Origin of the sequence: Kitasatospora sp. NPDC051164, assembly GCF_044455625.1 — a bacterium.
GTDB lineage: Bacteria > Actinomycetota > Actinomycetes > Streptomycetales > Streptomycetaceae > Kitasatospora.
On the sequence record NZ_JBITFB010000007.1, the window covers coordinates 305946 to 332417 of the forward strand.

Sequence of the window (26472 nt, forward strand, 5' to 3'; positions counted from 1 at the left end):
GTGCGGTCGAGGAGGACCACGCGGCGGCGGTCCGCTTCCAGGGCTACGCCGAGACCCAGGTCGCAGTGGGGCAGGTGACGCCCTGCCGGCAGCCGCCGGGTGCGGTCGGGAAGCGCCGTCCGAACAATGACTCAGGAACCGGCCGCCGCCACCGGGGCGGCATCATGGGCCGGCCTCCCCCGCTCCTCGCCCAGCTCGATCCGCCGGACGGTGCTCGGCACCGCGATCGCCGGCAGCATGCACCGCCAGATCTCCGCCACCCGCTGCGGCAGATCCGCGTGCCCGGCCTCGACGTAGGAGTGCATCTGGGCGCCGGTACAGGCGTTGACCAGCAGTCGGGCGAACGCCTCGATGTCCGTGCCGGTCTTCAACTCCCGCTTGGCCTGGGCCATGCGAAGGTCCTCCAGCACGAGCTTGGCCCACTGCCGGTGGGAGTTCTCCTCCGGAGGGAGAAACCGCTCCTGCTCCCACACCAGCCGGGCGCCGGCCTGCAGAATGGGGTTGTCGAGCAGCTGACAGGCCCAGGTGAGGGTGATGTCCACGGCGCGCTGGAGGCCCTGCGAGAGCTGCGGCGGGACCACCAGGTCCGGCTGACCGGAGACGATGAACCGGGCCAGCTCCTCCTTGTTCCGGAAGTGGAAGTACACGGCGCCGAGCGTGACCCCCGCCCGGTCGGCGATCTTCACCACGCTCGAGCCGGCAAAGCCGAGCTGCCCGAACACCTCCGCCGCCGCCTGCACCACAGCGGCCCGGGTCCGCTCGGCACGCTCCTGCTTCACGACCCGCCCGGTCATGAGATCACCTGCCAATCTTTACGAAAAAAAGTTTTCTTTATCTTATCTGCGGGCCGCCGAGACGAGTTGAGGAGGCGTTCCAGGGCTTCGAACCTCTCGCCGCGGGGTGCTTGTGACCATCACCGGCACCCGCACGGCTCTGCTCGTCCGCGCTACGCCGACATACGACAAGGCTCCCCGGCCGTCGAGTCGAGATGTCTCGCGTCTCAACTCTTCGGCCGGGGAGCCTAGTTGCAACCGCCCTCCGGGGGCGGGGACGGCTCGCCGTCAGGCGGTGTACCCGCCGTCCACGGCGAGACCGGTGCCGGTGATGTAGCGGCCACCGGGGCCCGCCAGGAAGGTCACCGCGGCAGCGATGTCCTCGGCCACGCCGAAGCGCCCCAGGGCGGTGAGGCCGTTCTGGAAGTCGGCGCTCTCGCCCTCGGCCGGGTTCATGTCGGTGTCGATCGGGCCCGGGTCCACGGTGGTGACGGTGATCCCGCGCGGCCCCAGCTCCCGGGCAAGTGCCTTGGTCAGACCGATGAGCGCGGTCTTGGCCGTCGCCTGCAGGACGAAGTTCGCACCGGGGACGCGCCCGTTGAAGCACGACCCGACGCTGATGATCCGGCCACCGTGGTCCATGTGCTTGGCGGCGGCCTGGGCGCCCAGGAAGACCGACTTGACGTCCACGGCGAGCACGCGGTCCAGCTCTTCAGCGGTCACCTCGGCCAGCGGGCCGTAGGCGAGGAAGCCGCCGTTGTTCACCAGAATGTCGATGCGGCCCAGCTCCCGCACCGTCTGCTCCACGGCGTCCGCCGCAGCGGTCGGCTGCGTCAGATCAGCCTGGATGACCAGGGCCCGGCCGCCATCCGCCTCAATCTGCTTGGCAACCTCGCGCGCCTTGTCCTCCGCCTGGACGTAGGTCAGCGCCACCGCCGCCCCCGCGTCGGCCAGCCGCTTCGCGATCGCCGCGCCGATCCCCCGGCTGCCGCCGGTCACCAGCGCTACCTTTCCGGTCAGGTCACTCATCGATGATTCCTTCGATAGACGGATCGTTGATTGTCCTGACGGGATCCTCGAACATTCCCACCGATGTGAGGGTCAAGCCCGGAGCCGGCCGCACCGCACAACAAGAAAGCCGCAGGTCAGATGACCTGCGGCTTTCGGTATGGAGCGGGCGACGAGAATCGAACTCGCGCTCTAAGCTTGGGAAGCTCATGTTCTACCATTAAACTACGCCCGCCTGATGAGCCGTCAGAGACCGCTCGATCCAGTGTCACTGTACCCCATTCGTGACTGCCGTTGCACGGGGGCTCCGGGGGTGCGGCGGAGCCGGGTGGGGGCGGGGGTGGAGGCGTACTGTGTGGGCCGCGTACGAGTGCTCCGGCGGGTGGGGTCGGGGCGGCGAGCCACGGTGAGGAATGTCCGGAACATCCCCTAATGTGACGCTGTCCCGGGGCTCGGCCCCCGGGCGTGTGAGTACGGGTGAGTACTGGGTTAGGGATGGGAAGGGGATCGATGGAGCAGCGCGCCGTCGTTCGTTGTGCCGAGGGGCACCTGTTCAGCACCACCACGTTCCCGATGCAGAACCTCGGTCCCGGCCGGATCGGGCCCGGGCGGTTGATCCGCTGTCCGCAGTGCGGACGGCTGCGGAGTTCGGTGCTGGCCGACGTGCGGAAGCTGTCGGAGCCGCAACTGGCGCAGGCGATGCGGCTGGAGGCCGCGGAGTTCCTGGCCTGACGGCAGGCGGACGGGCAGGTGGGCCCCGGGCGGATTCGTCCGGGGCCCTTTCTTGCACGTAACCTCGAAGCGTGCTGCTCTCTGACAAGGACATCCGGACCGAAATCGACCTGGGCCGGGTCTCGATCGACCCGTTCGACCCGGCGATGATCCAGCCGTCGAGTATCGACGTGCGCCTCGACCGCTTCTTCCGCGTGTTCGAGAACCACAAGTACCCGCACATCGACCCCTCCGAGGAGCAGCCGGACCTGACCCGGCTGGTCGAGCCGGACGGGGACGAGGCGTTCATCCTGCACCCGGGCGAGTTCGTGCTGGCCTCGACGTACGAGGTCATCTCGCTGCCCGACGACGTGGCCTCCCGGCTGGAGGGCAAGTCGAGCCTGGGTCGGCTGGGCCTGCTCACCCACTCCACGGCCGGCTTCATCGACCCCGGCTTCAGCGGCCATGTGACGCTGGAGCTGTCGAACGTCGCGACGCTGCCGATCAAGCTGTACCCGGGCATGAAGATCGGGCAGCTCTGCCTGTTCCGTCTCTCCTCGCCGTCGGAGCACCCGTACGGCTCGGCGCGCTACGGCTCGCGCTACCAGGGCCAGCGCGGCCCGACGCCGTCCCGCTCGTACCTGAACTTCCACCGCAGCAAGGTCTGAGCGCGCAGCGACGACCCAGCAGCGAGGACCCAGCGGAGCCGCACGCAACCGGGCGGCCACCCCTCAGCGAGGGGTGGCCGCCCGCGGCGTTTCTCAGGCCCGCTTGGGGCTGGTGACGGCGATCAGCTCGGTGCCGTCCTCGGACAGCCGCAGCTCGGTGCGCAGCTCGGCCAGCTCGCCGAGGTGGTGCAGGTGGGTGCCGCCGCAGAAGATCTGCGCGCCGCCCTCGGGCAGTTCGCAGTGCCACTGGCGGCGTGCGGTGAGCTCGGGGCCGGGCACCTCGATGCGGACCGGGGCGTCGGCGGCGACCCACGCGGCGAGCCGGGCGTTGACAGCCTCGGTGAGGGCGGGCAGGGCGTCGGCGAGGGCGGGGAACTCCTCGGTGGCGTCCGCCGTGAAACCCTTCTTCTTGAGCGACTTGCCGAGCCGGTAGGTGTCGGTGCTGGCCTGGGTGTCCATTACCGAGCTCGCCATGGCGAGGCTGTCGAAGTCGGGGTTGCCGAAGGCGTCCGAGCGGCCCGGGTCCTTGCGCCAGCGCGGGGCGAGCGCGGCATTGAGGGCGAGCGCGAGCAGGTGGCAGCCGCTGTGCGAGGCGCTGAGAGCGCCCCGGCGCTCGGCGTCGACGGCGAGCGCGGCGGTGCGGCCGACGATGTCGCCGGGGTCGGCGGCAAGGACGTGCAGGACCAGCCAGGACCACTCCTCGTCGCCGCGCCGGACCGGGATGTCGGCGCCGACCAGCAGCGCGTCGTCGGCCGGGCCGACGGCGCCGGTCAGGCAGTCGACCACGGCCAGCTCGGTGCCGTCCACGGTGAGGGTGCCGAGGTCGGCCGGCTGGTCGGGCCAGGTGTGGTCGAGCGGGTGGAACGGGGTCGCCCCGGTCACGACGGCGTACCGGCCGTCGGCCAGCGGGTGCACCGCGAGCACCGGGGACTCGCCGGTCACCGCCCCGGCCGGGAAGCTGACGTGGGTGGTGGGGAGGGTCATGCCTGGCTCCGGTGGACGTGGGACGACGAGGGTGGACGGGCCCCGGCGCTCGACCGCGGCCCGTCCACCATTCTGCCCTTCGCCCGTCAGCCCAGGGTCGGCAGCTTGATCAGCACCAGCAGGGCGAGCAGTTGCAGCGCCGACGCGGCGGCGGCCTTGCCCCAGGGCAGGTCGTGCAGCCGTCGGACCATGCCGGCCAGCAGGAACGCGCAGAGCGCCCAGGTCGCCCAGCCGACGACCTGGACGACGGCGCTGCCGGAGGGCAGCACCAGGTCGAGGAGCAGCCGGGGCGCGTCGGTCAGCCAGCCGATCAGCGCGGCCAGGCCGACGGTCGACTTCCACGGGCCGTCGCCGCCCAGCTGCCGGGCCAGCGCGTACGTGACCGTGCCGAAGACCGCGCCGGCCACGGTGAAGCCGAGGGCGGCGGCGACGATGCCGGTCAGCGCCACGGTGAAGGTGGAGTTGACGATGTCGTCGTGGGTCAGCCCGATGCCGAGCACCGCGAGCGAGCCGTACAGCAGCGAGACGGTGAGGGCGGGCAGCCAGACCTGGTGGTCGCGGGTGCGGTCGAACATCGCGGTCGGGCTGCGGAAGAGGCCGATGAACAGCTCGCGCCAGTGCGGCCGGGGGCCGGCGACGTGCGGGGCGGACTGGCCGCCGGCCCGGTAGACGGCGACGTTGTCCTGGCCGTAGGGGTCCTGGCCGTGCTGGTCCTGGCCGTAGGGGCCGTGGCCGTACGGCGCCTCCTGCTGGTACGGCGGCTGCCCGTACGGCGGCTGCTGTCCCTGGTCCGGGTACTGCCCCTGGTCGTAGTAGCCCTGGTGCGGCGGCTCCTGCCCGTACGGGCAGGAGCCCGGGTACGGGTCGCCCGTCGGGAAGGCGCGGGTGTTTCCCGGCCGGTCGGCCGCGTACGGGTCGTACCCGTCGCCTGCCGTCCCCCCGGGTCCGCCCGCGGCTCCCGGGTGCGGGGCCGTGAAGTACTCCGGCCCGTCCGTCTGCCCGTGCCCCCCGGGCGCCCCCGCCGGCGGCGGCGGAGGTGCCGACCACCCGCCGTGCGGACGGTCGGCACCCTGACCGCTGTCGTATCGATTACCAGCCACGCTCTGAAGGTACCCGTCCGGCCCAACGCGCGTCGGCCCCGAACGAAGCCGGGGCCGGTTTGCAGCGAGGCTGAGACGAACGGGGCCGAAAGCCGCCCCGGCGCTCCGGAAAACCGGAGCGCGGGGCTGCCGGGAAACCGGAGCCACCGGGAAACAGGGCTGCCGGGAACCCGGAGCTACCGCTGCACGGTGACCGACGGCCCGTGCACCGCCGCCGCGGCGGCGGTGCCGGCCGGGCAGCCGCCCGGGCCGGCCGTGGTGCGGACGGCGCCGACCGGCAGCAGGGTGCCGCAGGCGATCCGGATGCCGTTCGGCAGCTCGTTGTCCGACTCCACGATGGCGCCGTCGCCGATCACCGCGCCGTCGAGTGCCGAGCGGTCGCCGACGGTCGCGTAGGCGCCCACGATCGAGTCCTTGACCAGGGTGTCCGGGCCGATCACCGCGCCGGGCAGGATCACGCTGCCCTCGACGATCGCGCCGGCCTCGACCACCGCGTCCGCGGAGACCACGGTGCCGCCGCTGAGCACCGCGCCGGGGTGGACGGTGGCGCCGGGCAGCAGCAGGGCGTCGCCGGTCGGGCCGGGGACGGCCGGGGAGTCGACCTTGCCGAGCACCAGGTCGGCCGAGCCACGGACGAAGGCGGCCGGGGTGCCGAGGTCCAGCCAGTACGAGGTGTCGACCACGCCGCGCAGCAGGGCGCCGGTGGCCAGCAGCTCCGGGAAGGTCTCGCGCTCGACGGACACCTCGCGGCCGGCCGGGATGCGGTCGATCACGGAGCGGGTGAAGACGTAGCAGCCGGCGTTGATCTGGTCGGTGACGATCTGCTCCGGGGTCTCCGGCTTCTCCAGGAACTCCAGCACCCGCCCGGTCTCGTCGGTCGGGACGAGGCCGAAGGCGCGCGGGTCCTCGACCCGGGTCAGGTGCAGGGTGACGTCGGCCCCGGCGGCGACGTGGCCGTCACGCAGGGCGGCGATGTCGACGCCGGAGAGGATGTCGCCGTTGAAGACCAGGACCGGCTCGTCGGGGCCGCAGGTCAGGCCGGAGGCGGCGTTGCGGATGGCCCCGCCGGTGCCCAGTGGCTCGCGCTCGGTCAGGTAGACCAGCTCGATGCCGTACGGGGTGCCGTCCTGGAAGTGGTCCTCGAACACCTCGGCCAGGTACGAGGTGGCCAGCACGACGCGGGTGACGCCGGCGGCGGCCGCACGGGCCAGCTGGTGCGCGATGAACGGGACGCCTGCCACCGGCAGCATGGGCTTGGGGGTGTGGGTGGTCAGCGGACGCAGTCGCGTGCCCTTACCACCGACCAGCATGATCGCCTCGGTCATGGTCTGCGCTGTTCCCCTTGTGTCTCTGCGGCCCGGCCCGGCGGGCCGATGCCTCCGTCGGTGTTCTCGACCCGGGCGGCCGGCTCGGGTCGGCACCCGTGCGGCCTTGTGTCCGGAACGGGTCGACCGGCACGAAGCCGGTCCGGCGCCTACTGTATTTCCTTCCAACCGAATGCCCGTCCGGCGCCTGTGCGACGGACATCACTCCCCGCCCGCCCGGGCTGTCGCCGGGAGCCGCCGTGTCGGCCCAAAAGACCGGCCCGGTGGGCGCGTTGGCGGCGTCCACCGGGCCGGGCAGTTGTAGCAGAACTGTCGAACAGCGGGGCTGTCGGTCAGCGGACGGCTACGCGTCCACCGTCGCGGCCTGCTCCTCGGCCTCGGCCGGCGGGGTGGCCTTCACCGAGTCGAGCAGCAGCTGGGCCACGTCGACCACCTTCAGGTGCTCCTTGGCCGCGCCCTCGTTCTTCTTGCCGTTGACCGAGTCGGAGAGCATCACCAGGCAGAACGGGCAGGCGGTGGAGACGATGTCCGGGTTGAGCGACAGCGCCTCGTCCACGCGCTCGGTGTTGATCCGCTTGCCGATGCGCTCCTCCATCCACATCCGGGCGCCGCCGGCGCCGCAGCAGAAGCCCCGCTCCTTGTGGCGGTGCATCTCCTGCTGGCGCAGACCGGGGACCTTGTCCATGATCTCGCGCGGCGGGCTGTAGACCTTGTTGTGGCGGCCCAGGTAGCAGGGGTCGTGGTAGGTGATCAGGCCCTCGACCGGGTTGACCGGGACGAGCTTGCCCTCGTCGATCAGGTGCTGCAGCAGCTGGGTGTGGTGGATCACCTCGAAGTGCCCGCCGAGCTGCGGGTACTCGTTGGCGATGGTGTTGAAGCAGTGCGGGCAGGTGGCCACGATCCGCTTGGTCGGGGCGTCCTCCAGCGCGGCGTTCAGCGTCTCGACGTTCTGCGCGCCGAGCATCTGGAACAGGAACTCGTTGCCCAGGCGGCGCGGGGAGTCACCGCTGCAGGTCTCCTCCTTGCCGAGGATGGCGAACTTCACGCCCGCCGTGTGCAGCAGTTCGGCGAAGGCCTTGGTGGTCTTCTTGGCGCGGTCCTCCAGGGCGCCGGCGCAGCCGACCCAGTAGAGGTACTCGACCTCGGCGGGGTCGATGTCCTCGCCGATCACCGGCACCTCGATGCCGGTCTCCTTCTTGAGCTCCTTGACCCAGTCCAGGCGCGCCTTGGTGGCCATGCCCCACGGGTTGCCCTTGTTCTCCAGGTTCTTGAGCATCGTCCCGGCCTCGGTCGGGAAGTTGCTCTCGATCATCACCTGGTAGCGGCGCATGTCGACGATGTGGTCGATGTGCTCGATGTCCACCGGGCACTGCTCGACGCAGGCGCCGCAGGTGGTGCAGGACCACAGCACGTCCGGGTCGATGACGCCGTTCTCCTCGGCGGTGCCGATCAGCGGGCGCTCGGCCTCGGCCAGCGCGGCCGCCGGGACGTCCTTGAGCTGCTCGGAGGTGGCCTGCTCGTTGCCCTCCATGTCCTTGCCGCCGCCGGCCAGCAGGTACGGCGCCTTGCCGTAGGCGTGCTCGCGCAGGCTCATGATCAGCAGCTTCGGGGAGAGCGGTTTTCCGGTGTTCCAGGCCGGGCACTGCGACTGGCAGCGGCCGCACTCGGTGCAGGTGGAGAAGTCGAGGATGCCCTTCCAGGAGAAGTGCTCGACCTGGGAGACGCCGAAGACGGCGTCCTCGGCCGGGTCCTCGAAGTCGATCGGCTGACCCTTGCTGGTCATCGGACGGAGCTCGCCGAGCGCGGTGCCGCCGTCCTCCGCGCGCTTGAAGTAGATGTTGAAGAAGCCCAGGAACCGGTGCCAGGCCACGCCCATCGAGGGGTTGATGCCGATGGTGATGGCCCACGCGAACGAGATGCAGATCTTCAGCATCGCGAACAGCCAGACCAGGTTCTCCAGCGTGCCGTGCGAGAGCCCGCTGAGCGCGGAGACGATCGGGTACGAGACCAGGTGCGCCGGGCCGTACGAGTCGACGCCGTTGAGGGCGCCCTCCAGGGCGCGCAGCATCAGGATGCAGAGGCCGATGCCGAGGATCGTGTACTCGACGTAGAAGGCCTGCCAGGCGATCGAGCCGGCGAACCGGGACTTGCGGCCCGACCTGGACGGCAGGCTCATCAGCCGGATCACGATCAGGGTCGCGATGCCCAGCGTGGTCAGGGTGCCGACGAGTTCGACGAACAGCTGCCAGATCATCCAGTGACCGATGATCGGCAGCTCGAACTCGGCGTCGAAGAGCTGGCCCATGGCGTTGACGATGGTCAGCACCAGGCTGAAGAAGCCGACGGCGACGAACCAGTGGGCGATGCCCACGATCCCCCAGCGGTTCATCCTGGTGTGGCCGATGAACTCGACCGCGACGGTCTTCACGCGCTGGGCGGGCTTCCCGAAGCGGGTGGTGTCCGGCGCGCCGGTCAGCACCACCTTGAAGATGTGCCACGCCGCACGAAGGGCGAGCGCGGTGCCGATCACGAATGTGACCAGCGAGATGACGATCGCTGCTAGCTGCATCGGCTCTCCGTCTCCTGCGGCTTTGCGGTTGAGCAGGCTCTGCGGTTCTGCGGACTTCGACTGAGTGTACTGGTCGGTAACTTGCCGGGCCGACGGCCCGGACAATACCGGTCGCCAACAGTTCTCCAGAAGGTTCCCAAGCTATGGCGGCAGTCACGTGACCGCACCGGCACCGCGCCGAATCCGCACCGCACCGGCCCCGCTCCACAATCCCGCTCAGCAAAGTTGAGCGGCTTCCACTCATGGCTGTTGACGCTGCCCGTCGAGTCATGCATCCTTGAGCCCGTAAAGCTCAACTCTTCCGTGGAGGTATTTACGATGGCACGCGCGGTCGGCATCGACCTCGGCACGACGAACTCGGTCGTCAGCGTTCTCGAAGGTGGCGAGCCCACCGTCATCACGAACGCCGAGGGCGCCCGGACCACGCCGTCCGTCGTCGCCTTCGCCAAGAACGGCGAGGTCCTGGTCGGCGAGGTGGCGAAGCGGCAGGCGGTCACCAACGTCGACCGCACCATCCGCTCGGTCAAGCGCCACATGGGCACCGGGTGGAAGATCAACCTGGACGGCAAGGACTTCAACCCCCAGCAGATCAGCGCCTTCATCCTGCAGAAGCTGAAGCGCGACGCCGAGGCGTACCTGGGCGAGACCGTCACCGACGCCGTCATCACCGTCCCGGCGTACTTCTCGGACTCCGAGCGCCAGGCCACCAAGGAGGCCGGTGAGATCGCGGGCCTCAACGTCCTGCGCATCGTCAACGAGCCGACCGCGGCCGCGCTGGCGTACGGCCTCGACAAGGACGACCAGACCATCCTGGTCTTCGACCTCGGCGGCGGCACCTTCGACGTCTCCCTGCTGGAGATCGGCGACGGGGTCGTCGAGGTGAAGGCCACCAACGGTGACAACCACCTCGGCGGCGACGACTGGGACCAGAAGGTCGTCGACCACCTGGTCAAGGTGTTCCAGAGCGGCCACGGCGTCGACCTGTCCAAGGACAAGATGGCCCTGCAGCGTCTGCGCGAGGCCGCCGAGAAGGCCAAGATCGAGCTGTCCTCGTCCTCCGAGACCTCGATCAACCTGCCGTACATCACGGCCTCCGCCGAGGGCCCGCTGCACCTGGACGAGAAGCTCACCCGCGCCCAGTTCCAGCAGCTGACCGCCGACCTGCTCGAGCGCTGCAAGATCCCGTTCCACAACGTGATCAAGGACGCCGGCATCTCGCTCTCCGAGATCGACCACGTCGTCCTGGTCGGCGGCTCGACCCGCATGCCGGCCGTCGCCGAGCTCGTCAAGGAGCTGACCGGCGGCAAGGACGCCAACAAGGGCGTCAACCCGGACGAGGTCGTCGCCATCGGCGCCTCGCTCCAGGCCGGTGTCCTCAAGGGCGAGGTCAAGGACGTCCTGCTGCTCGACGTCACCCCGCTGTCCCTCGGTATCGAGACCAAGGGCGGCATCATGACCAAGCTGATCGAGCGCAACACCACGATCCCGACCAAGCGCTCCGAGATCTTCACCACGGCCGAGGACAACCAGCCGTCCGTGCAGATCCAGGTCTACCAGGGCGAGCGCGAGATCGCGGCCTACAACAAGAAGCTCGGCATGTTCGAGCTGACCGGCCTGCCGCCGGCGCCGCGCGGCCTGCCCCAGATCGAGGTCACCTTCGACATCGACGCCAACGGCATCATGCACGTGGCCGCGAAGGACCTCGGCACCGGCAAGGAGCAGAAGATGACCGTCACCGGCGGCTCCTCGCTGCCGAAGGACGAGGTCGACCGCATGCGCCGCGAGGCCGAGCAGTACGCCGAGGACGACCACAAGCGCCGCGAGGCCGTCGAGACCCGCAACTCCGCCGAGCAGCTCGTCTACTCGACCGAGAAGTTCATCGCCGACAACACCGACAAGCTCCCCGCCGACGTCAAGACCGAGGTCGAGACCGCCATCGGCGAGCTCAAGGAGGCCCTGAAGGGCGAGGACATCGCGACGATCCGCGAGGCCTCGGAGAAGGTCTCCACCACCGCGCAGAAGCTCGGCCAGGCGCTCTACGCCAACGCCGACGCCCCCGCCGGTGCCGCCGCGGCCGACGACTCCGCCCAGGCCAAGGCCGACGACGACGTCGTCGACGCCGAGATCGTCGACGACGAGAAGCCCAAGGGTGGTGCGTCGGCATGACGGACAAGCCGCAGGGCGGAAAGCCCGGCGACGACTCCGCCGCCGAAGAGGCCGTGATCAAGGCCGCCGAGGAAGCCGCGGCGGCCGGTGCCGCCGAGGGCTCCCCGGAGGAGCTCGCCACCGTCAAGCGCGAGCTGACCGAGCGCACCGCCGACCTGCAGCGCCTGCAGGCCGAGTACCAGAACTACCGCAAGCGGGTCGAGCGCGACCGGCTGACCGTCCGCGAGATCGCGGTCTCCAACATCCTGGAGTCCCTGATCCCGGTCCTGGACGACATCGGCCGCGCCCGCGAGCACGGCGAGGTCACGGGCGGCTTCAAGTCCGTCGCCGAGTCCCTGGAAACGGTCGTCGCCAAGCTGGGCCTGCAGCAGTTCGGCAAGGAGGGCGAGCCCTTCGACCCGACCATGCACGAGGCGCTGATGCACAGCTACTCCTCGGACGTCACCGAGGACACCTGCGTGCAGATCCTCCAGCCCGGCTACCGCATCGGCGAGCGGATCATCCGCCCGGCGATGGTCGCCGTCGCGGAGCCCCAGCCGGGCACCCAGACCGTCGGCGACGCCGACGCGAAGTCCGGCGACGCGGACGAGTCCGACGGTGGCTCGGACAGCTGACAACCTGTGACAGCTGACAACCAGTGCGCTGCGGAGTCGTACGCCGGCCAGAACGGCGGCCGGCTCCGCAGCGCGCTGTCAACGGCGTTGCGTTCCCTTGCTGTTGACAGCACAGTGACGATGGACATCGGGAGGTGGCGGGAGCCGTGAGCGAGCGCAGCGAGCGAACCGTTAAGGGGCGCGTGTACCGCTCAGCGGCTGCCGAGCGAAGCGAGGTGGACGCATGAGTGGCAAGGACTATGTCGAGAAGGACTACTACAAGGTCCTCGGCGTGCCCAAGGACGCCACCGCCACCGAGATCAAGAAGACCTACCGCAAACTCGCGCGCGAGTTCCACCCCGACGCCAACACGGGTGACGCCAAGGCCGAGGAGCGGTTCAAGGACATCTCCGAGGCGTACGACGTCCTCTCCGACGAGAAGCGCCGCAAGGAGTACGACGAGGCCCGCAGCCTCTTCGCCAACGGCGGCTTCCGGTCCGGCGGCGGACCCGGCGGTGCCGGCAGCTACAGCTTCGACTTCGGCGACCTCTTCAGCGGCAACCAGAACGCCGGCGGCAGCGGCGGGCTCGGCGACGTCTTCGGCGGCCTCTTCAACCGCGGCGGCACCCGGCAGGCCCAGCCCCGGCGCGGCGCCGACGTCGAGACCGAGGTGACGCTCTCCTTCGAGGAGGCGGTCGACGGCGCGACCGTCCCGCTGCGGATGACCAGCCAGGCCCCCTGTCGCACCTGCAACGGCACCGGCGCCAAGTCCGGCACCACCCCGCGGGTCTGCCCCACCTGCGTCGGTGCGGGCACCGTCAGCCGCGGCCAGGGCGCCTTCGCGCTCTCCGAGCCGTGCAAGGACTGCCGCGGCCGGGGCATGATCGTCGACGACCCGTGTACCGACTGCCACGGCAGCGGCCGGGCCACCTCCGCCCGCACCATGCAGGTGCGCATCCCGGCCGGCGTCCAGGCCGACCAGCGCATCCGGCTCAAGGGCAAGGGCGCCCAGGGCGAACGCGGCGGCCAGCCCGGCGACCTCTACGTCACCGTGCACGTCGACCCGCACCCGGTCTTCGGCCGCAAGGGCGACAACCTCACCGTCACCGTCCCGGTCACCTTCCCCGAGGCGGCCCTCGGCGCCACCATCGAGGTACCCACCCTCGGCGGCCCCGCCGTGAAGCTCAAGCTGCCCCCGGGCAGCGCCAACGGCCTCACCATGCGTGCCCGCGGCAAGGGCGCCACCCGCAAGGACGGCACCCGCGGCGACCTCCTCGTCACCGTCGAGGTCGTGGTGCCACAGCACGTCACCGGCGACGCGCTGAACGCCCTGGAGCAGTACCGCGAGGCCACCGCCTCCGACGATCCGCGAGCAGCCCTCTTCCGGGCGGCGAAGGGAGCGTGACGACCAGATGTCCCCGATGAATCCGATCAACCCCGACACCCCGATCGGCCCCGGCATCGGCGAAGGCCTGCCCGGCAACGGCAACCGCCGCCCCCGCCGGGCCCCCTCGGCCCCGCCGCCGTACGTCCTCACCGAGGACACTCCGGTGTACGTCATCTCCGTGGCCGCCGAACTGTCCGGCCTGCACCCGCAGACCCTGCGCCAGTACGACCGTCTCGGCCTGGTCTGCCCCGACCGCACCGCGGGCCGCGGCCGCCGCTACTCCTCCCGCGACATCCAGCAACTGCGCGAGGTCCAGCGGCTCTCCCAGGACGAGGGCATCAACCTGGCGGGCATCAAGCGGATCATCGAGCTGGAGAACCAGGTCACCGCCCTCCGGTCCCGCGTCGCGGAACTCGCCGACTCCCTGGAAGGCGCCGCCGCCGCCCTCCAGCAACGCGAGGCCGCCGTCCACGCCTCCTACCGCCGCGACCTCGTCCCGTACCAGCCCCCCACGCCGCAGTCCAGCGCCCTCGTCGTCTGGCGCCCCAAGCGCTGACCACGGCCGCACAGACACCGCCGCCGGCCCCCTCCTGTTCGGGGGGTGCCGGCGGCACTTTTGCAGTGAGAGAGTTCTGTCCTAGGCAGAAGTCGTCGATCTACCTGTGGCAAGGCGTCTCTCGTCAGTCGACTCATCACCGCCACCTAAGATCCTTGCCACAGCAGACGACAATCGCGTTGACTACGTGACGGTCAGCACTAGGAGCCGAAGATGAGTGGGCAAGAGCACGCAGGGACGGGACCTGCCGCATCACGGATCCTGTCCGAGGACGCCCGAAAGCTCTACCTGCAGGCCGTGAATGAAAACGGTCGTATCACTCCGGACGCCGGCCCGGCTGCCGGAAGCCCCGCTCTCGAAGAGCTGCTTGATCTCGGGCTACTCATACCCGACAGCGAAGAACCCGGAGCACTGCTGGCTGCCGATCCGGCACAACTCGCGAGCAGCCTGAGTTCGGCATGGCAACGACAAGCACTCGATTTGCTGTCAAAAGCAGTTTCCCTGCCGGCCGATCTCAGCGACCTCTCCGAGGCATTCCACGCCCCGGACACCACCGGCGGCTCGGTCGAATATGTCCACGGAAAGGCTCTGATTAATCAGAGGCTCCAACAGTCGGCAGCCCCGGGGGTCCTGGAAGGACTTTCCATGCAGCCCGGTGGACCAAGGCCCGCCGAAATGCTCACCTCGTTTCTGGAACGAGACCTGGAAATCCTCCGCCACGGCGCCTCGATGCGGACGATTTACCACGCGAGCACCCGCTACCACCAGCCAACACGTGACTACGTGGCGCAATTGACGGCAGAAGGGTGGCAGTTCCGGACGCTGGACGAACCGTACGCCCGGCTGATCATCGTGGATCGCCGCGTGGCCGTCATCCCGGTCGCCGCCGACTACAGCGCCGCCGCCTTCGTCCACGATCCGGCCGTCATCAGCTTCCTGATCGAGGAGGTCTTCGAACGGAGCTGGGGCAGAGCCCTGGAATTCGACGGCAATCGGGCCGTCCCGCACCAGGTGGTGTCCAGGCTCCGGCAGACCATCATCGACCTCATGCTGGCCGGCACCAACCACCGGGCCATCGCGCGGAGGCTCGGCATCAGCGAGCGCACGCTCGCGCGGCACATCGCGGAGATGAGAGAGGAGCACAACGTCGACTCACTCTTCCAGCTCGGATATGTGCTCGGCCGGTCACCGCGAGCAGAAACCGACTGAAAGCCGGAAGACGGAGGCGCCCCGTCCGCGGCACCGGATCCGGCCGTTCCGCGCGCCGCCTCGATCAGGAGTCGCTGTCAGGTTCAGTTCCAGTGCAGGTCGTCGGCAACGGCAACGATTGCGGTGTCGGCAGTGGCCGCCTGCCCGCCGCCGGAGGAGAGAAGACCAGTGGTGAGCACCGCTACTCCGATGAGGATCGGAAGCGCGGCCTTACGGACGAGTCGACGTACGGACACGGACCCACCCTCCTTCTCTCGAACTCTGTGAACCGGACCAATAGAACTAGCATCCACATGATGCCGTACGTTCCGCAAGGGTGTCATCTCCCGGCCGCTCCGTCGAGCGTCATCTCTCTGCCAGGCATCGAGATGACAGGGCGGATCGCTGGACGGAACCGCGACCACTGATAGACGATCAGTTCGCCACCGACGGTCCCACGGAGATAGCGAACTTGCCGCTGTACCGTCAAATATCCGCCCAAATCTCCACCGGGTCTCCGACGCGAAAACCACTGTCCTCAGCGCCCGCCGGCACCACGTTTCTCACCCGGTCGGCCTTTCCCCGGAGTCGACATGACCGAGCCCTACCTGCGTCACCACGACAGCCAGGCCCCCGAGGGTCGGCGTGCGCGTGTGTTCCTGGCCGCGCCGCTGATGCGGCTGACCGGACCGGCCGACAGTGTGGTGACGCTCGCCAGCCGGACGCGGCTGACGACGCTTCGCACCACCCTGCTCCGCAGCGGTGCCGCCGTGTACAGCGCGCACCACAGTGACGCCTGGACCATCTCCGGCCGCGCACCGGAGCCCCGCGTTCCGTCCGACTTCCGCGCCCTGCAGTCCGCGGACCTCGTGTTCGCCTACGTGGGAGCGCCGCTCTCGGCCGGCGTGAGCCTGGAGCTGGGGTGGGCGTCGGCGCTGCGGAAGCCGATCGTCCTCCTCGTCGACGAGGCCATCACCCACAACCCGCTGATCGCCACGATCGAGCAGGTCGCCCCCGTCCTGCCGCTGGTGTTCGACGACACCTGGTCGCAGGAGGCCCTCAACCACACGGTGGAGACCGCCCTCGACTGGGCCGGCATGGCGCTCTCCCTCCGGGAGGGCTTCTGGACCGCCCCCGGCGAGCAGTTCAACGTCCCCCGGCAGCAGCCCCCGGTCCCCGGCTACTGGCCGACCGGCGCCGCCACCGGCTGAGCAGCGCTCACCCACCGGACTCCCCGTCCGGGCTCCCCGTATCTGCCAGCCCAGTCGGAACAGTGTCTCCGCGTCGTACAGCTCACGCAGCCGGGCGATGTGACCGGCCACCGTCCGCTCGCTCAGCCCCATCCGGCTGGCGATCGCCCGCTGCGTGAGCCCGCGGGCAAGCAGCCGGCCCACCTGCTCGAACGCCGTGGGCCCGGCGGATCCGTCCGCGAGCGTCTGCCGGTCCACCACCTGGGCCTGCTCCCACTGCCGCTCGAAGACGTCGACCAGGTAGGCGACCATCGCGGGATCCTCCACCACAGCGGCCACCGTGTGATCGGCGGTGGCCGGGATCAGCGCGACGGCCCGATCGAAGACGAGCGTCTTGGTGAAGGGGCCCTCCAGCAGCCGGATCGGAGCACCGACCCGCGTCGACCGCATCGCGTATTCGACGGTTCGCGGGTCGGAACAAGCCGAGGGTTCGAAGATGGTGTTCATGACGCCGCCTCCCTCGACGTAGCGGCGGGCCTGGTCCAGCGCATCCGCCAGGTGACCGTGCGGCCGCGGTCCGCCGGGCTGAGCGGCCAGCGCCTCGTGCGGGTGGTCCTTGGCGATCTGGGAGATCAGGTGCCGGATCTCGACCGTGTCGGCCATCCGCCGCACGCCCCCGGCCGACTGGCTCCGCCGAGGTGCCCCGTCGTAGGCCGGGGCCAGGTCCTCCAGGAGATCCGGCACAAGAGCAGCCCTGACAAGCAGACGGGCACTCTCCTCCCGCAGGTCCGCACCGATGCGCTCGCCGACAACCCGGGGATTCACCGCGCTGTAGGCGCTGTCGGCGATCCGAAGGACCAGGAGGCCGAGGTCGACAAGCTGCTTGACCGCCGGTTCGTCCTCGGGCCGGATGTCGCTGACGCGGATCCGCCCACCTTCCCTGAGGATCTCCTGGTAGAGCTCACGGGCGGCGGCGTCGGGCGGATCGGGCTCAGGCATCACGGGCTCCCCTCATCTGCCAGCCCAGCTGGAACAGCGTCTCCGTGTCGTACGACTCCCGTAGGCGCGCGATGTGACCGGCCACCGTCCGCTCGCTCAGCCCCATCCGGCTGGCGATCGCCCGCTGCGTGAGCCCGCGGGCGAGGAGGCGGCCGATGCGGACGGTGGTGGGGTGCGGGGGTTCGAGGTGGCGGTCGGCGGGGGTGGCACGGGCCCAGTCGCGTTCGAAATGGGCGACCAGGTGGGCCACGACGGCGGGGTCGGTGAGGAAGGTGGCGCGGCTGCGGTCCTCGGCGGCGCGGATGACGGCTGCTTTGCGGTCGAAGACGAGCAGCCGTTCGTACGGTTCGGCGAGCAGCCGGACCCGGGCGCCCTGGCGGGTGCGGAGGGCGATCTGGCGTTGGACGCTGTGGTCGGTGAGGGTGGCCGGCTGGTAGATGGTGCGCAGTGAGCAGCCGCGGCGGAGCAGGGAGAGGTCCTGGGCGAGGGCCGTTCGGAGGCCCTCGACGGGGCGGGGGCCGGGTTGGGCGGCGAGGACTTCTTCCTGGCATTCCGAGATGAGTTCGGAGATGCGCTGGCGGATGTCGGCGTTGCCGTCGATGTGGACGGGGTCGCCGCCGGGTCCGTCCGGGCGGCGGACGGCGTCGTAGGCGAGGGTGAGCGGGGCGAGAGCGTCCGGGAGCCGTTCGGCGTGCTGGAGCAGGCGGGTGGCGCGGGTGCGCAGTTCGGCGCCGAGGCGGTCGCCGAGGGCGCGCGGGTTGGCGGCGGTCCAGCCGGTGGCGGTGGTGGTGAGGAGGCCGCGGGCGACGAGGGCGGCGAAGGCGGGGCGGTCGGCGGGGGCGAGGCGTTCGGGGCGCAGTCGGCCGCCGCAGCGGACGGCATTGAGGTAGAGGGTCTGCTCGGCCGGGCCGGGTTCATCGGTCATCGCGGGCGCCTCTCATCAGCCAGCCGAGCTGGAAGAGGGTTTGGGCGCCGTGGCGGTCGCGGAGGCGGGAGATGTGGCCGGCGACGGTGCGTTCGCTGAGGCCGAGGCGGGTGGCGACGGCGCGCTGGGTGAGGCCGCGGGCCAGGAGGCGGCCGACCCGGTCGGGGATGGTGCGGGCGGGTCCTTGGCCGAGGGCGGCGGTGGCTTCGGCGCTGTCGGCGCGGGCCCAGTCGCGTTCGAAGGTGCCGACGAGGAAGGTGATGGTGGCGGGGTCGATGATGAAGGCGGCGGTGCTGTTGTCGTCGCTGGCGGAGATCACGGCGACGGTCCGGTCGAAGACGATGAGCCGCTGGAAGGGTTCGTCGAGGACGCGGATGAGGGAGCCGTGCCGGGTGACTTCCTCGGCGTAGGCGAGGGCGGGCGGTTCGGCGAGGGCGATCGGCTGGTAGATGGTGCGCAGTGAGCAGCCGCGTTGGAGGAGCTGGACGTCCTGGCGGAGGGCGACCTGCAGGGTGTCGGCGGGCCGGTGGCCGGGCTGGGCGGTGAGGACTTCGGAGCGGCAGTCGGAGACCAGTTGGGAGATCCGCTGGCGGATGTGGACGTGTCCTTCGACGTGGACGGCTCCGCCGGCCCGGCCGGAGGGGCGGGGCATCGCGTCGTAGGCGCGGGTGAGGCCGTCCAGGGCGCCCGGGAGGTTTTCGGCGCGGACCAGCAACCGGGTGGCCTCGCTGCGGAGTTCGGAGCCGAGGCGGTCGCTGACCGAGCGGGGGCTGACGGCGGTGTAGCAGCGGTCCATCGGGTTGACCATCAGCAGGCCGATGTCGATGAGCTGTTGGAGGGCGCCCCGGTCGGCGTCCGCGACCGCTCCGCAGGGGATGCGGCCGCCCTCGGCGATGATCGCCAGGTACAGCTGTCGGGCGGCCTCGTCGGGTTCCTCGCCCACGGGTCCTGCCTGGTGCGGCGCGACCGCCGGTTCCGCCGTCACGTCGCACTCTCCCTGCCGGACGTGTCTCCCCTGGTGCTGCCCGCGCTCCACCGCCGCGCGAACCGCGGGTACCGGGTGCCGGGCGGGCTCACGGTACCGGGTGCCGGTCCGGCGTGATCACGCGGTCCGACGTGATCATGCGGTCCGACGTGATCATGCGGTCCGGCGGTCCGCGCTCGGGCGGCCGCGGTACCGCGGTCGGAACGGCGGGCACCCGGGCCCGGGTGCCGTCGCACACCGGGACATCGGGGCCCGCCGTCTGCACGCCAATGCCACGGCGATTCCGTCGAGGCGGAGCAGCAACGCCTCGACGGCTCCGGGTCCGGGGGCCATCACCACACATGGTCCCCGGCCGGCGCTCTTCCCCCACGTTCCACCGGCGCGGGAATGGTGCGCCTGCGGTCAGTTCCGAAGAGCAAGTCGCCACCGTCGGGCTGCGGTTGCCCGGGCGACTTGGCGTGTCTCCACCCTCACAGTGTGACGGCCGGTGAACAAGTGCCGCCCGAGTGCATGTTCGCGCAATTGCAGTTACCTGCACTGCGGGGCGGGCGCGAGGCGGGAGGCGGCGGGACTGATTCCGGTAAAGGCCGAGGCCAGCAGGGGGTGCGGGCGGCGCCCGGCGGTACCGCCGGTTGGCTGTCTCCGGTCAGGCTGCGGGTGCGCGTTCCTGCAACGGCGGCATGGTCCTGAGCTGCGTGTCTACGCGCGGTGACAGCGGGGCGGCGTCGGTCGCCCCGGGCAGCGGCGAGACCCCGGCGCGGTCCGCCCGTACACCTCGGCGCACCCACGGTCCGCCCGCCCGCCTCAGCGCGCCAGCAGCCGCCCGCGCGCGAGCCCGGCCGCCGTGCCACCCGCCGCAAGCACCCAGGCGACCGCCAGCAGCAGGTACAGCCCGGCGGCCAGCGCGGTGAAGCCCCCGAAGCCGGTGTGCCGGGCGAGCGCGGAGGCGCCGGTGACGCAGGTGCCGATCGGGAAGGTGTACGCCCACCAGGTCATCGCGAAGGGCATCCCGGCCCGGCGGGCACGCAGGTTGGCGGCGAGCGCGACAGCCAGCCAGAGCATGGCGACCCCGATCACCGCGACGCCGTACAGCTCGGCGAGGTCGAGCATGGCGGGCGCCAGGGCGGGCAGCACCGGGCGGGCGGCGTCGGAGAGCTGGTGGACGGCGGTGACGGACTGGCCGAGCGGGCCGAGCACCAGGAACAGCGAGGGAGTGAGCGCCAGGGTGGGCAGCTTGCTGTGGAGCAGCCCGGTGAACACCACCGGCAGCAGCACGAGGGTGGCCAGCAGCCCGACCCCGAACAGTCCGCAGCAGGCGTACAGCATGGCCTGCTGCGGCGTCCCGGCCGGCAGGTGCGGGATCAGCACCGGGCCGCAGGCGGAGGCGACGAGCGGGGCGACCACCGGCAGCAGCCAGGTGGGGTTGGACTCCAGCACGGAGACCGGGTGCCGGGTGATCATCAGGTACGGGATGCCGCCGGCCACGGCCAGCGCGTACAGGGTGCCGACGCCCCACAGCACGGCGTCCACGGCGACGGCCGGGCCGGTGCCGATGACCCGCGAGCCGACCGTCATCGTCCCGAGGCCGACCGAGAGCAGGGCCATCGGCGGGCAGCCGTAGAAGACGGCGACGGCCGGTTGCTCCAGCAGGTGGGCGCGGGCGGCCTCGCGGTGCCGGGTGAGGTGGACCAGCCGGGCCGAGCCCAGCACCAGCAGGGCGGCCAGGCCGAGCGCCCACATCACCTCGCCGAAGCCGACCAGCCCGGGCAGTCGTACGGGCAGGGCGGCGGCGCCGTTGCCGAGGATCGCGGTGCCCATCACGGCGGCGTACCAGTTGGGGCCGAGCTGGGAGAGGTCGTACCGGGAGCGGCGGACGGCGGGGCGGGTGAGGGGGCGGAGCTCGGCCAAGGTGGACATGCTCCCCACCATCGGTCCGAAGGCGGGCCACCGGTAGCGCCGAGGATCCTATGGGGGCATAGCCTGGATCTATGGCCCTCTCCCCGCACGTCCCCGAACTCGGCGCCCTGGAACTGCTGCTCGCGGTCGCCCGGCTGGGCAGCGTCGGACGGGCGGCGGCCGAGCTGGGTGTCAGCCAGCCGACCGCCAGCGCCCGGATCAAGGGCATGGAGCGGCAGATCGGCGTTCCGCTGCTGGACCGCTCGCCCCGGGGCAGCAAGCCGACCGAGGCGGGCCGGCTGGTGGTCGAGTGGGCCCGGCAGGTGGTGGAGGCGGCGCAGGCGCTGGACGCCGGGATCGACGCGCTGCGCGAGCGCCGGGACGCCAAGCTGCGGGTGGTGGCCAGTCTGACCGTCGCCGAGTACCTGATGCCGGGCTGGCTGCTGGGGCTCTACGAGACCAGTCCCGGCACCGCGGTGACGCTGCGGACGGCGAACTCGGCGGAGGTCGCCGGGCACGTCCTGGCCGGGCACGCCGACCTGGGCTTCGTCGAGGGCCCGGCCACCCCGCCCGGGCTGGCCGGCGCGGTGGTGGCGGCGGACCGGCTGGTGGTCGTGGTGGCGCCCGGCCACCCGTGGGCGCGCCGCCGCGCCCCGCTGACCGGGCCCGAGCTGGCGGCCACCCCGCTGGTGCTGCGCGAGCCCGGCTCGGGCACCCGGGAGGTGCTGGAGATGGCGCTGCGGCCGTTCGGGGGCGCCGCGCAGCCCCGCCTCGAACTGGCCTCGTCCACCGCGCTGAAGGCGGCGGCGATGACCGGGGCGGGGCCGGTCTGCCTGAGCGAGCTGGCGGTGGTGGAGGAGTTGGCGACCCGGCGGCTGGTCGAGGTGCCGCTGGCGGAGGGCCTGGATCTGCGGCGGCCGCTGCGCGCGGTGTGGCCGGCCGGTCAGCGGCCGAGCGGCCCGGCCCGGGAGCTGCTGGTGCTGACCCGGAGGAACGCCCCCAAGCGTTCAGCCAGAAGTTGAGCGCGAGGGGATTGAACCAAAAGTTGAGCGGAATAGACTCAACTTAGTGCATGCTGTAGCCAGCAGTAGTGAACGACGACGAGGGAGGACCCCCCAGCAGTGGACGCCAGCAAGTTCACCACCAAGACGCAGGACGCCCTGTCCGCCGCGATCCGGCAGGCGGGCGCGGCCGGCAACCCGGACGTCAAGCCGGTGCACATCCTGATCGCCCTGCTGGAGCAGCCCGAGGGCATCGCCCGGCCCCTGCTGGAGGCGGTCGGGGCCGACGTCGCCCGGGTCGGCGCCGAGGCGCGCCGCCAGTCGGCCGCGCTGCCCAGCGCGATGGGCTCGACGGTCGCCGCGCCGCAGCTCGCCCGGGACACCCTGGCGGTGCTCACCGAGGCCGGCAAGCGCGCGGACGACCTGGACGACCAGTACGTCTCCACCGAGCACCTGATGGTCGGCCTGGCCGCCGAGGGCGGGCCGGTCGCCGAGCTGCTGGCGCACCAGGGCGCGACGCCGAAGGCCCTGCTCGCCGCCTTCAAGGACGTCCGCGGCAGCAGCCGGGTCACCTCACCGGACCCGGAGGGCACCTACAAGGCCCTGGAGAAGTACGGCACCGACCTCACCCAGGCCGCCCGGGACGGCAAGCTCGACCCGGTGATCGGCCGCGACCACGAGATCCGCCGGGTCGTCCAGGTGCTCTCCCGCCGGACCAAGAACAACCCGGTGCTGATCGGCGAGCCGGGCGTCGGCAAGACCGCCGTGGTCGAGGGCCTGGCCCAGCGCATCGTGGCCGGCGACGTGCCGGAGTCGCTGCGCGGCAAGCGGCTGGTCGCGCTGGACCTCAGCGCGATGGTCGCGGGCGCCAAGTACCGCGGCGAGTTCGAGGAGCGGCTGAAGGCCGTCCTGAACGACATCAAGGCCTCCGACGGCCGGGTCGTCACCTTCATCGACGAGCTGCACACCATGGTCGGCGCGGGCGCCGGCGGCGACTCCGCGATGGACGCGGGCAACATGCTCAAGCCGATGCTGGCCCGCGGCGAGCTGCGGATGGTCGGCGCCACCACGCTGGACGAGTACCGCGAGCGGATCGAGAAGGACCCGGCCCTGGAGCGCCGCTTCCAGCAGGTGCTGGTCGGCGAGCCCAGCGTCGAGGACTCGATCGCCATCCTGCGCGGCCTCAAGGGCCGGTACGAGGCGCACCACAAGGTGCAGATCTCGGACGCCGCCCTGGTCGCCGCGGCCACCCTGTCCAACCGCTACATCACCTCCCGCTTCCTGCCCGACAAGGCGATCGACCTGGTCGACGAGGCGGCCTCCCGGCTGCGGATGGAGATCGACTCCTCCCCGGTCGAGATCGACGAACTCCAGCGCTCCGTCGACCGGTTGCGCATGGAGGAGCTGGCCCTGGAGAAGGAGTCGGACCCGGCCTCGGTCGACCGACTGGCCCGGCTGCGGCGCGATCTCGCCGACAAGAACGAGCAGTTGAGCGTGCTCACGGCACGCTGGGAGCAGGAGAAGAAGAGCCTCAACCGGGTCGGCGAGCTCAAGGAGCGGCTGGACGACCTGCACGGAGCGCTCGAACGCGCCCAGCGCGACGGGGACTTCGAGCGGGCGTCCAAGCTGATGTACGCCGAGATCCCGGCCGCCGAGAAGGAGCTCACCGACGCCCAGGAGCGCGCGGCGACGGCGGACCACGAGCCCGGGGCGGCCTCCGCCCCGATGGTCAAGGAGGAGGTCGGCCCGGACGACGTGGCCGATGTGGTCGCCTCCTGGACGGGCATCCCGGCCGGCCGCCTGCTGGAGGGCGAGAGCGCCAAACTCCTGCGCATGGAGGAGGAGTTGGGCAGGCGCCTGATCGGCCAGGCGGAGGCCGTGCAGGCCGTCTCGGACGCGGTGCGCCGCACCCGGTCCGGCATCGCCGACCCGGACCGCCCGACCGGCTCCTTCCTCTTCCTCGGCCCGACCGGGGTCGGCAAGACCGAACTCGCCAAGGCCCTGGCCGACTTCCTCTTCGACGACGAGCGGGCGATGGTCCGGATCGACATGAGCGAGTACGGCGAGAAGCACTCGGTCTCCCGCCTGGTCGGCGCCCCGCCCGGGTACGTCGGCTACGAGGAGGGCGGCCAGCTCACCGAGGCGGTCCGCCGCCGCCCGTACAGCGTCGTCCTGCTGGACGAGGTCGAGAAGGCGCACCCGGAGGTCTTCGACGTCCTGCTCCAGGTGCTCGACGACGGGCGGCTCACCGACGGCCAGGGCCGCACGGTGGACTTCCGCAACGCCATCCTGATCCTCACCTCCAACCTGGGGTCCCAGTTCCTGGTCGACCCGACCACCCCGGACACGGAGAAGCGGGAACTGGTGCTGGGCGCCGTCCGGGCCGCGTTCAAGCCGGAGTTCCTCAACCGGCTGGACGACATCGTGGTCTTCGAGCCGCTGGGCACCGGCGAGCTGAGCCGGATCGTCGACCTGCAGCTGGCCCGCCTCGGCGAGCGGCTGAACGAGCGGCGGCTCACCCTGGAGGTCTCCGAGGCCGCCCGCGACTGGCTGGCGCTCACCGGCTACGACCCGGCGTACGGCGCCCGCCCGCTGCGCCGGCTGGTGCAGTCCGCGATCGGCGACCAGCTGGCCCGGGCGATCCTGTCCGGCGCGGTGCACGACGGGGACACCGTCCTGGTCGAACGGGACGAGGAAGGCGACCGCCTCACCGTCCGCGGCCGGGGGCCGCTGGAGAAGTAGTGAAGCAGTGCCGTGCGCGGGCCGCTTTTCCTTCCGTGTGGAAGGAGGGCGGCCCGCGCCGCTGCGTTCGGTCGACCGCGCCCGTACGGTCAGCGGGCCCCGTAGAGCCCCGTAGGGCCCCCGTAGGGTCAGTCGGCCGCGCCCCGGCGCTGCCGCCGCCTCGACCGGTCCCGCCAGCTGCGCGCCAGCCGGTGCAGCTCGGCCACCTGGGCCTCCGGCAGGTCCCAGGTCTGGGTCAGCAGCCGTAACGTCGAGACGCGCGGGCAGGAGACGCCCCGCTCCAGGTCGCGGATCGACCGCACGCTCAACCCCGTCGCGTCACCCAGTTGCTCCTGTGTCATTCCCCGGTCCAGCCGGATGGTCCGCAGCAGCGCACCGAGCGATGCGCCCTCCCCCGTCACCGTTCCGTCCATTTTTGTTCCCCCCTCAACTCAGAACAGCTCAACTTGCCCGTGCGGGACGGGCTTTGCGTGAAGTGAGTTCCGTCGCACGCTAACCGCATCCGGCCCGTACGGCAGGCGAACCCGTGCGCCGGGCGCGTGACGTGGCTCACTCAAGACCCCGTCACGCGGCCCCCTCCCACCCCCGGACACCCTCCGTGACCGACACCCGTCGCGAGCCCCGTGCGAGCCCCGTGCGAGCCCCGTCGAGCACCCCCGAACAGCGCCGGAACGAAGATCGACGCGCCTCCGGGTGCCCCTGTGAGCGAGGCCCCGAATGAGGCAGGATGGGAGGTGGAAAGGGCGGCCTCTCATTGCCGGCCACCACGTGCACTGAGGAAGAGGACCCCCATGAGCATCGACCCGTCGTCCATCCCGTCGTTCGGCGCGCCCCAGGGCGGCCAGCCCGGCGGCCAGGGCGGCGGCCCGGCCGGTCCGCCGCCGATCATCGTCCCGGACCAGAGCCTGGTCGCCCAGCTGCTCGACCAGATGCAGCTCAAGCACGTCGTGGACGAGGAGGGCGACCTCACCGCCCCCTGGGAGGGCTTCCGCGTCTACTACATGTTCCGCGGCGAGCAGAAGGAGCTCTTCGCGGTGCGCGCGTTCTACGACCGTGCGTACCCGCTGGAGAAGAAGGGCGAGGTCCTCGACCTGATCGACGAGTGGAACCGCGAGACCCTCTGGCCCAAGGTGTACACCCACACCCACGAGGACGGCGTGGTCCGCCTGATCGGCGAGGCCCAGATGATCGTCGGCACCGGCGTCAACCTGGACTACTTCGTGAGCACCACCGCCAACTGGACCCAGGCCGCGGTCGGCTTCGAGCAGTGGATCGTCGAGCGCCTGGGCCTGCAGAACGAGATCGAGGGCGAGGACGGCGAGGCCCCCGAGGGCACCGACGAGGCCTGATCCCGCCCCGGCACCCCGCCGGGCACACCCCGGCACCGTCCGGTACGGCCCGCCACCACGCTCGCGTCGGTGGCGGGCCGTTCCTGTCCCCGGCCCCCGGCTGTCCCAGGACGGGCCGCCTCTCCTCGGGCCGGGCGGGCTCGGCGGGTGCGCGTGCTTTCCATTGCTCGCCGGCCGTCAGAGGATGGCCGTCACTACGAGCCGTGAGGAGCCGCTGATGGGTACGAGGCCGCTGTTGAACCGCCGACTGGCCGGGATGGGCACTCCGATACCACAGGAGTAACCTGTCGGAATGCTGCCGAAGAAGGCGATCCTGCTTGTTCGAATTTCGGATGACCGCGAAGGCGAGGGCCTCGG

Annotated in this window: 21 protein-coding genes, 1 tRNA gene and 1 pseudogene; 11 read left to right on the forward strand and 12 right to left on the reverse strand. The window is 71.2% G+C overall.

Annotated features, from left to right (window positions below):
• Positions 1-131: 131 nt before the first annotated feature.
• The 3 genes from ACIBEC_RS13465 to ACIBEC_RS13475 form a co-directional block, all read right to left on the reverse strand.
• Positions 132-794 carry a ScbR family autoregulator-binding transcription factor gene (locus ACIBEC_RS13465; RefSeq protein ID WP_360496610.1) on the reverse strand — a complete coding sequence of 221 codons (663 nt, stop codon included), beginning with the start codon at positions 792-794 and terminating at the stop codon, positions 132-134.
• A gap of 267 nt (positions 795-1061) precedes the next feature.
• Positions 1062-1802, reverse strand: a complete 741-nt coding sequence (locus tag ACIBEC_RS13470; protein ID WP_360496613.1) for a 3-oxoacyl-ACP reductase family protein — start codon at positions 1800-1802, stop codon at positions 1062-1064.
• A gap of 140 nt (positions 1803-1942) precedes the next feature.
• Positions 1943-2016, reverse strand: a tRNA-Gly gene (locus ACIBEC_RS13475).
• 260 nt (positions 2017-2276) lie between these two features.
• Between ACIBEC_RS13475 and ACIBEC_RS13480 the strand changes: the two genes are divergently transcribed.
• Positions 2277-2513, forward strand: coding sequence for a hypothetical protein (locus ACIBEC_RS13480; RefSeq protein WP_360496616.1), 237 nt, complete (start codon positions 2277-2279; stop codon positions 2511-2513).
• A gap of 71 nt (positions 2514-2584) precedes the next feature.
• The gene (gene dcd, locus ACIBEC_RS13485) at positions 2585-3160 is read left to right on the forward strand and encodes a dCTP deaminase (protein ID WP_360496619.1); all 576 of its coding nucleotides are present in this window, start codon (positions 2585-2587) and stop codon (positions 3158-3160) included.
• A 93-nt stretch (positions 3161-3253) separates the two neighbouring features.
• Here the strand turns inward: dcd and ACIBEC_RS13490 are convergent, their stop codons facing one another.
• The 4 genes and pseudogenes from ACIBEC_RS13490 to ACIBEC_RS13505 form a co-directional block, all read right to left on the reverse strand.
• On the reverse strand, positions 3254-4144 hold the full coding sequence (locus ACIBEC_RS13490) for a metal-dependent hydrolase (protein ID WP_360496622.1): 891 nt from the start codon (positions 4142-4144) through the stop codon (positions 3254-3256).
• 86 nt (positions 4145-4230) lie between these two features.
• A complete protein-coding gene (locus tag ACIBEC_RS13495; RefSeq protein WP_360496625.1) occupies positions 4231-5244 on the reverse strand; it encodes a Yip1 family protein in 1014 nt (337 codons plus the stop codon).
• 260 nt (positions 5245-5504) lie between these two features.
• Positions 5505-6569: pseudogene (locus ACIBEC_RS13500) on the reverse strand (sugar phosphate nucleotidyltransferase); the annotation flags it as partial.
• Positions 6570-6912: 343 nt separating this feature from the next.
• On the reverse strand, positions 6913-9138 hold the full coding sequence (locus tag ACIBEC_RS13505) for a (Fe-S)-binding protein (RefSeq protein WP_360496628.1): 2226 nt from the start codon (positions 9136-9138) through the stop codon (positions 6913-6915).
• A gap of 318 nt (positions 9139-9456) precedes the next feature.
• Here ACIBEC_RS13505 and dnaK point away from each other — a divergent pair, with 318 nt between their 5' ends.
• From dnaK to ACIBEC_RS13530, 5 genes are all read left to right on the forward strand, one after another.
• The gene (gene dnaK / locus ACIBEC_RS13510; RefSeq protein WP_360496631.1) at positions 9457-11304 is read left to right on the forward strand and encodes a molecular chaperone DnaK; all 1848 of its coding nucleotides are present in this window, start codon (positions 9457-9459) and stop codon (positions 11302-11304) included.
• Positions 11301-11918 (forward strand): nucleotide exchange factor GrpE, encoded by a 618-nt coding sequence (grpE, locus tag ACIBEC_RS13515; protein ID WP_360496634.1) that lies wholly within the window; start codon positions 11301-11303, stop codon positions 11916-11918. The genes dnaK and grpE overlap by 4 nt, the downstream gene beginning before the upstream one ends.
• Before the next feature lie 223 nt (positions 11919-12141).
• Positions 12142-13302, forward strand: a complete 1161-nt coding sequence (gene dnaJ, locus ACIBEC_RS13520; RefSeq protein ID WP_360496637.1) for a molecular chaperone DnaJ — start codon at positions 12142-12144, stop codon at positions 13300-13302.
• A 7-nt stretch (positions 13303-13309) separates the two neighbouring features.
• Positions 13310-13840: a heat shock protein transcriptional repressor HspR gene (locus tag ACIBEC_RS13525; RefSeq protein ID WP_360496640.1), complete on the forward strand. Its 531-nt coding sequence runs from the start codon at positions 13310-13312 to the stop codon at positions 13838-13840.
• A 213-nt stretch (positions 13841-14053) separates the two neighbouring features.
• Positions 14054-15049: a helix-turn-helix domain-containing protein gene (locus ACIBEC_RS13530; protein WP_360496643.1), complete on the forward strand. Its 996-nt coding sequence runs from the start codon at positions 14054-14056 to the stop codon at positions 15047-15049.
• 83 nt (positions 15050-15132) lie between these two features.
• On the opposite strand, the gene ACIBEC_RS13535 is transcribed toward ACIBEC_RS13530, so the two are convergent.
• On the reverse strand, positions 15133-15285 hold the full coding sequence (locus ACIBEC_RS13535; RefSeq protein WP_360496646.1) for a hypothetical protein: 153 nt from the start codon (positions 15283-15285) through the stop codon (positions 15133-15135).
• A gap of 336 nt (positions 15286-15621) precedes the next feature.
• Between ACIBEC_RS13535 and ACIBEC_RS13540 the strand changes: the two genes are divergently transcribed.
• The gene (locus ACIBEC_RS13540) at positions 15622-16239 is read left to right on the forward strand and encodes a hypothetical protein (protein ID WP_051709310.1); all 618 of its coding nucleotides are present in this window, start codon (positions 15622-15624) and stop codon (positions 16237-16239) included.
• 970 nt (positions 16240-17209) lie between these two features.
• Here ACIBEC_RS13540 and ACIBEC_RS13545 read toward each other — a convergent pair.
• From ACIBEC_RS13545 to ACIBEC_RS13555, 3 genes are all read right to left on the reverse strand, one after another.
• Positions 17210-18142, reverse strand: coding sequence for a LuxR family transcriptional regulator (locus ACIBEC_RS13545; protein WP_360496649.1), 933 nt, complete (start codon positions 18140-18142; stop codon positions 17210-17212).
• Positions 18132-19127 (reverse strand): LuxR family transcriptional regulator, encoded by a 996-nt coding sequence (locus tag ACIBEC_RS13550; RefSeq protein ID WP_360496652.1) that lies wholly within the window; start codon positions 19125-19127, stop codon positions 18132-18134. The genes ACIBEC_RS13545 and ACIBEC_RS13550 overlap by 11 nt, the downstream gene beginning before the upstream one ends.
• A gap of 804 nt (positions 19128-19931) precedes the next feature.
• Complete coding sequence (locus ACIBEC_RS13555; protein ID WP_360496655.1) at positions 19932-21044, reverse strand: TDT family transporter; 1113 nt, start codon at positions 21042-21044, stop codon at positions 19932-19934.
• A gap of 71 nt (positions 21045-21115) precedes the next feature.
• Between ACIBEC_RS13555 and ACIBEC_RS13560 the strand changes: the two genes are divergently transcribed.
• A complete protein-coding gene (locus ACIBEC_RS13560) occupies positions 21116-22045 on the forward strand; it encodes a LysR family transcriptional regulator (protein WP_360496657.1) in 930 nt (309 codons plus the stop codon).
• A gap of 99 nt (positions 22046-22144) precedes the next feature.
• Positions 22145-24766 carry an ATP-dependent chaperone ClpB gene (clpB, locus tag ACIBEC_RS13565; protein WP_360496660.1) on the forward strand — a complete coding sequence of 874 codons (2622 nt, stop codon included), beginning with the start codon at positions 22145-22147 and terminating at the stop codon, positions 24764-24766.
• A 128-nt stretch (positions 24767-24894) separates the two neighbouring features.
• On the opposite strand, the gene ACIBEC_RS13570 is transcribed toward clpB, so the two are convergent.
• Entirely contained in the window at positions 24895-25179 is a 285-nt protein-coding gene (locus tag ACIBEC_RS13570; protein WP_360496663.1) for a helix-turn-helix transcriptional regulator, read from the reverse strand.
• Positions 25180-25557: 378 nt separating this feature from the next.
• Here ACIBEC_RS13570 and ACIBEC_RS13575 point away from each other — a divergent pair, with 378 nt between their 5' ends.
• Positions 25558-26115, forward strand: coding sequence for a YbjN domain-containing protein (locus tag ACIBEC_RS13575; protein ID WP_360496666.1), 558 nt, complete (start codon positions 25558-25560; stop codon positions 26113-26115).
• Positions 26116-26472: the final 357 nt, after the last annotated feature.

Excerpts from the sequence above, each read along its gene's own strand:
- ACIBEC_RS13465 (WP_360496610.1), bottom strand. The coding sequence starts at position 794 with ATGACCGGGCGGGTCGTGAAGCAGGAGCGTGCCGAGCGGACCCGGGCC.
- ACIBEC_RS13470 (WP_360496613.1), bottom strand. The coding sequence starts at position 1,802 with ATGAGTGACCTGACCGGAAAGGTAGCGCTGGTGACCGGCGGCAGCCGG.
- ACIBEC_RS13480 (WP_360496616.1), top strand. The coding sequence starts at position 2,277 with ATGGGAAGGGGATCGATGGAGCAGCGCGCCGTCGTTCGTTGTGCCGAG.
- ACIBEC_RS13490 (WP_360496622.1), bottom strand. The coding sequence starts at position 4,144 with ATGACCCTCCCCACCACCCACGTCAGCTTCCCGGCCGGGGCGGTGACC.
- ACIBEC_RS13505 (WP_360496628.1), bottom strand. The coding sequence starts at position 9,138 with ATGCAGCTAGCAGCGATCGTCATCTCGCTGGTCACATTCGTGATCGGC.
- dnaK (WP_360496631.1), top strand. The coding sequence starts at position 9,457 with ATGGCACGCGCGGTCGGCATCGACCTCGGCACGACGAACTCGGTCGTC.
- grpE (WP_360496634.1), top strand. The coding sequence starts at position 11,301 with ATGACGGACAAGCCGCAGGGCGGAAAGCCCGGCGACGACTCCGCCGCC.
- dnaJ (WP_360496637.1), top strand. The coding sequence starts at position 12,142 with ATGAGTGGCAAGGACTATGTCGAGAAGGACTACTACAAGGTCCTCGGC.
- ACIBEC_RS13525 (WP_360496640.1), top strand. The coding sequence starts at position 13,310 with ATGTCCCCGATGAATCCGATCAACCCCGACACCCCGATCGGCCCCGGC.
- ACIBEC_RS13530 (WP_360496643.1), top strand. The coding sequence starts at position 14,054 with ATGAGTGGGCAAGAGCACGCAGGGACGGGACCTGCCGCATCACGGATC.
- ACIBEC_RS13540 (WP_051709310.1), top strand. The coding sequence starts at position 15,622 with ATGACCGAGCCCTACCTGCGTCACCACGACAGCCAGGCCCCCGAGGGT.
- ACIBEC_RS13545 (WP_360496649.1), bottom strand. The coding sequence starts at position 18,142 with ATGACCGATGAACCCGGCCCGGCCGAGCAGACCCTCTACCTCAATGCC.
- ACIBEC_RS13555 (WP_360496655.1), bottom strand. The coding sequence starts at position 21,044 with ATGTCCACCTTGGCCGAGCTCCGCCCCCTCACCCGCCCCGCCGTCCGC.
- ACIBEC_RS13560 (WP_360496657.1), top strand. The coding sequence starts at position 21,116 with ATGGCCCTCTCCCCGCACGTCCCCGAACTCGGCGCCCTGGAACTGCTG.
- ACIBEC_RS13570 (WP_360496663.1), bottom strand. The coding sequence starts at position 25,179 with ATGGACGGAACGGTGACGGGGGAGGGCGCATCGCTCGGTGCGCTGCTG.
- ACIBEC_RS13575 (WP_360496666.1), top strand. The coding sequence starts at position 25,558 with ATGAGCATCGACCCGTCGTCCATCCCGTCGTTCGGCGCGCCCCAGGGC.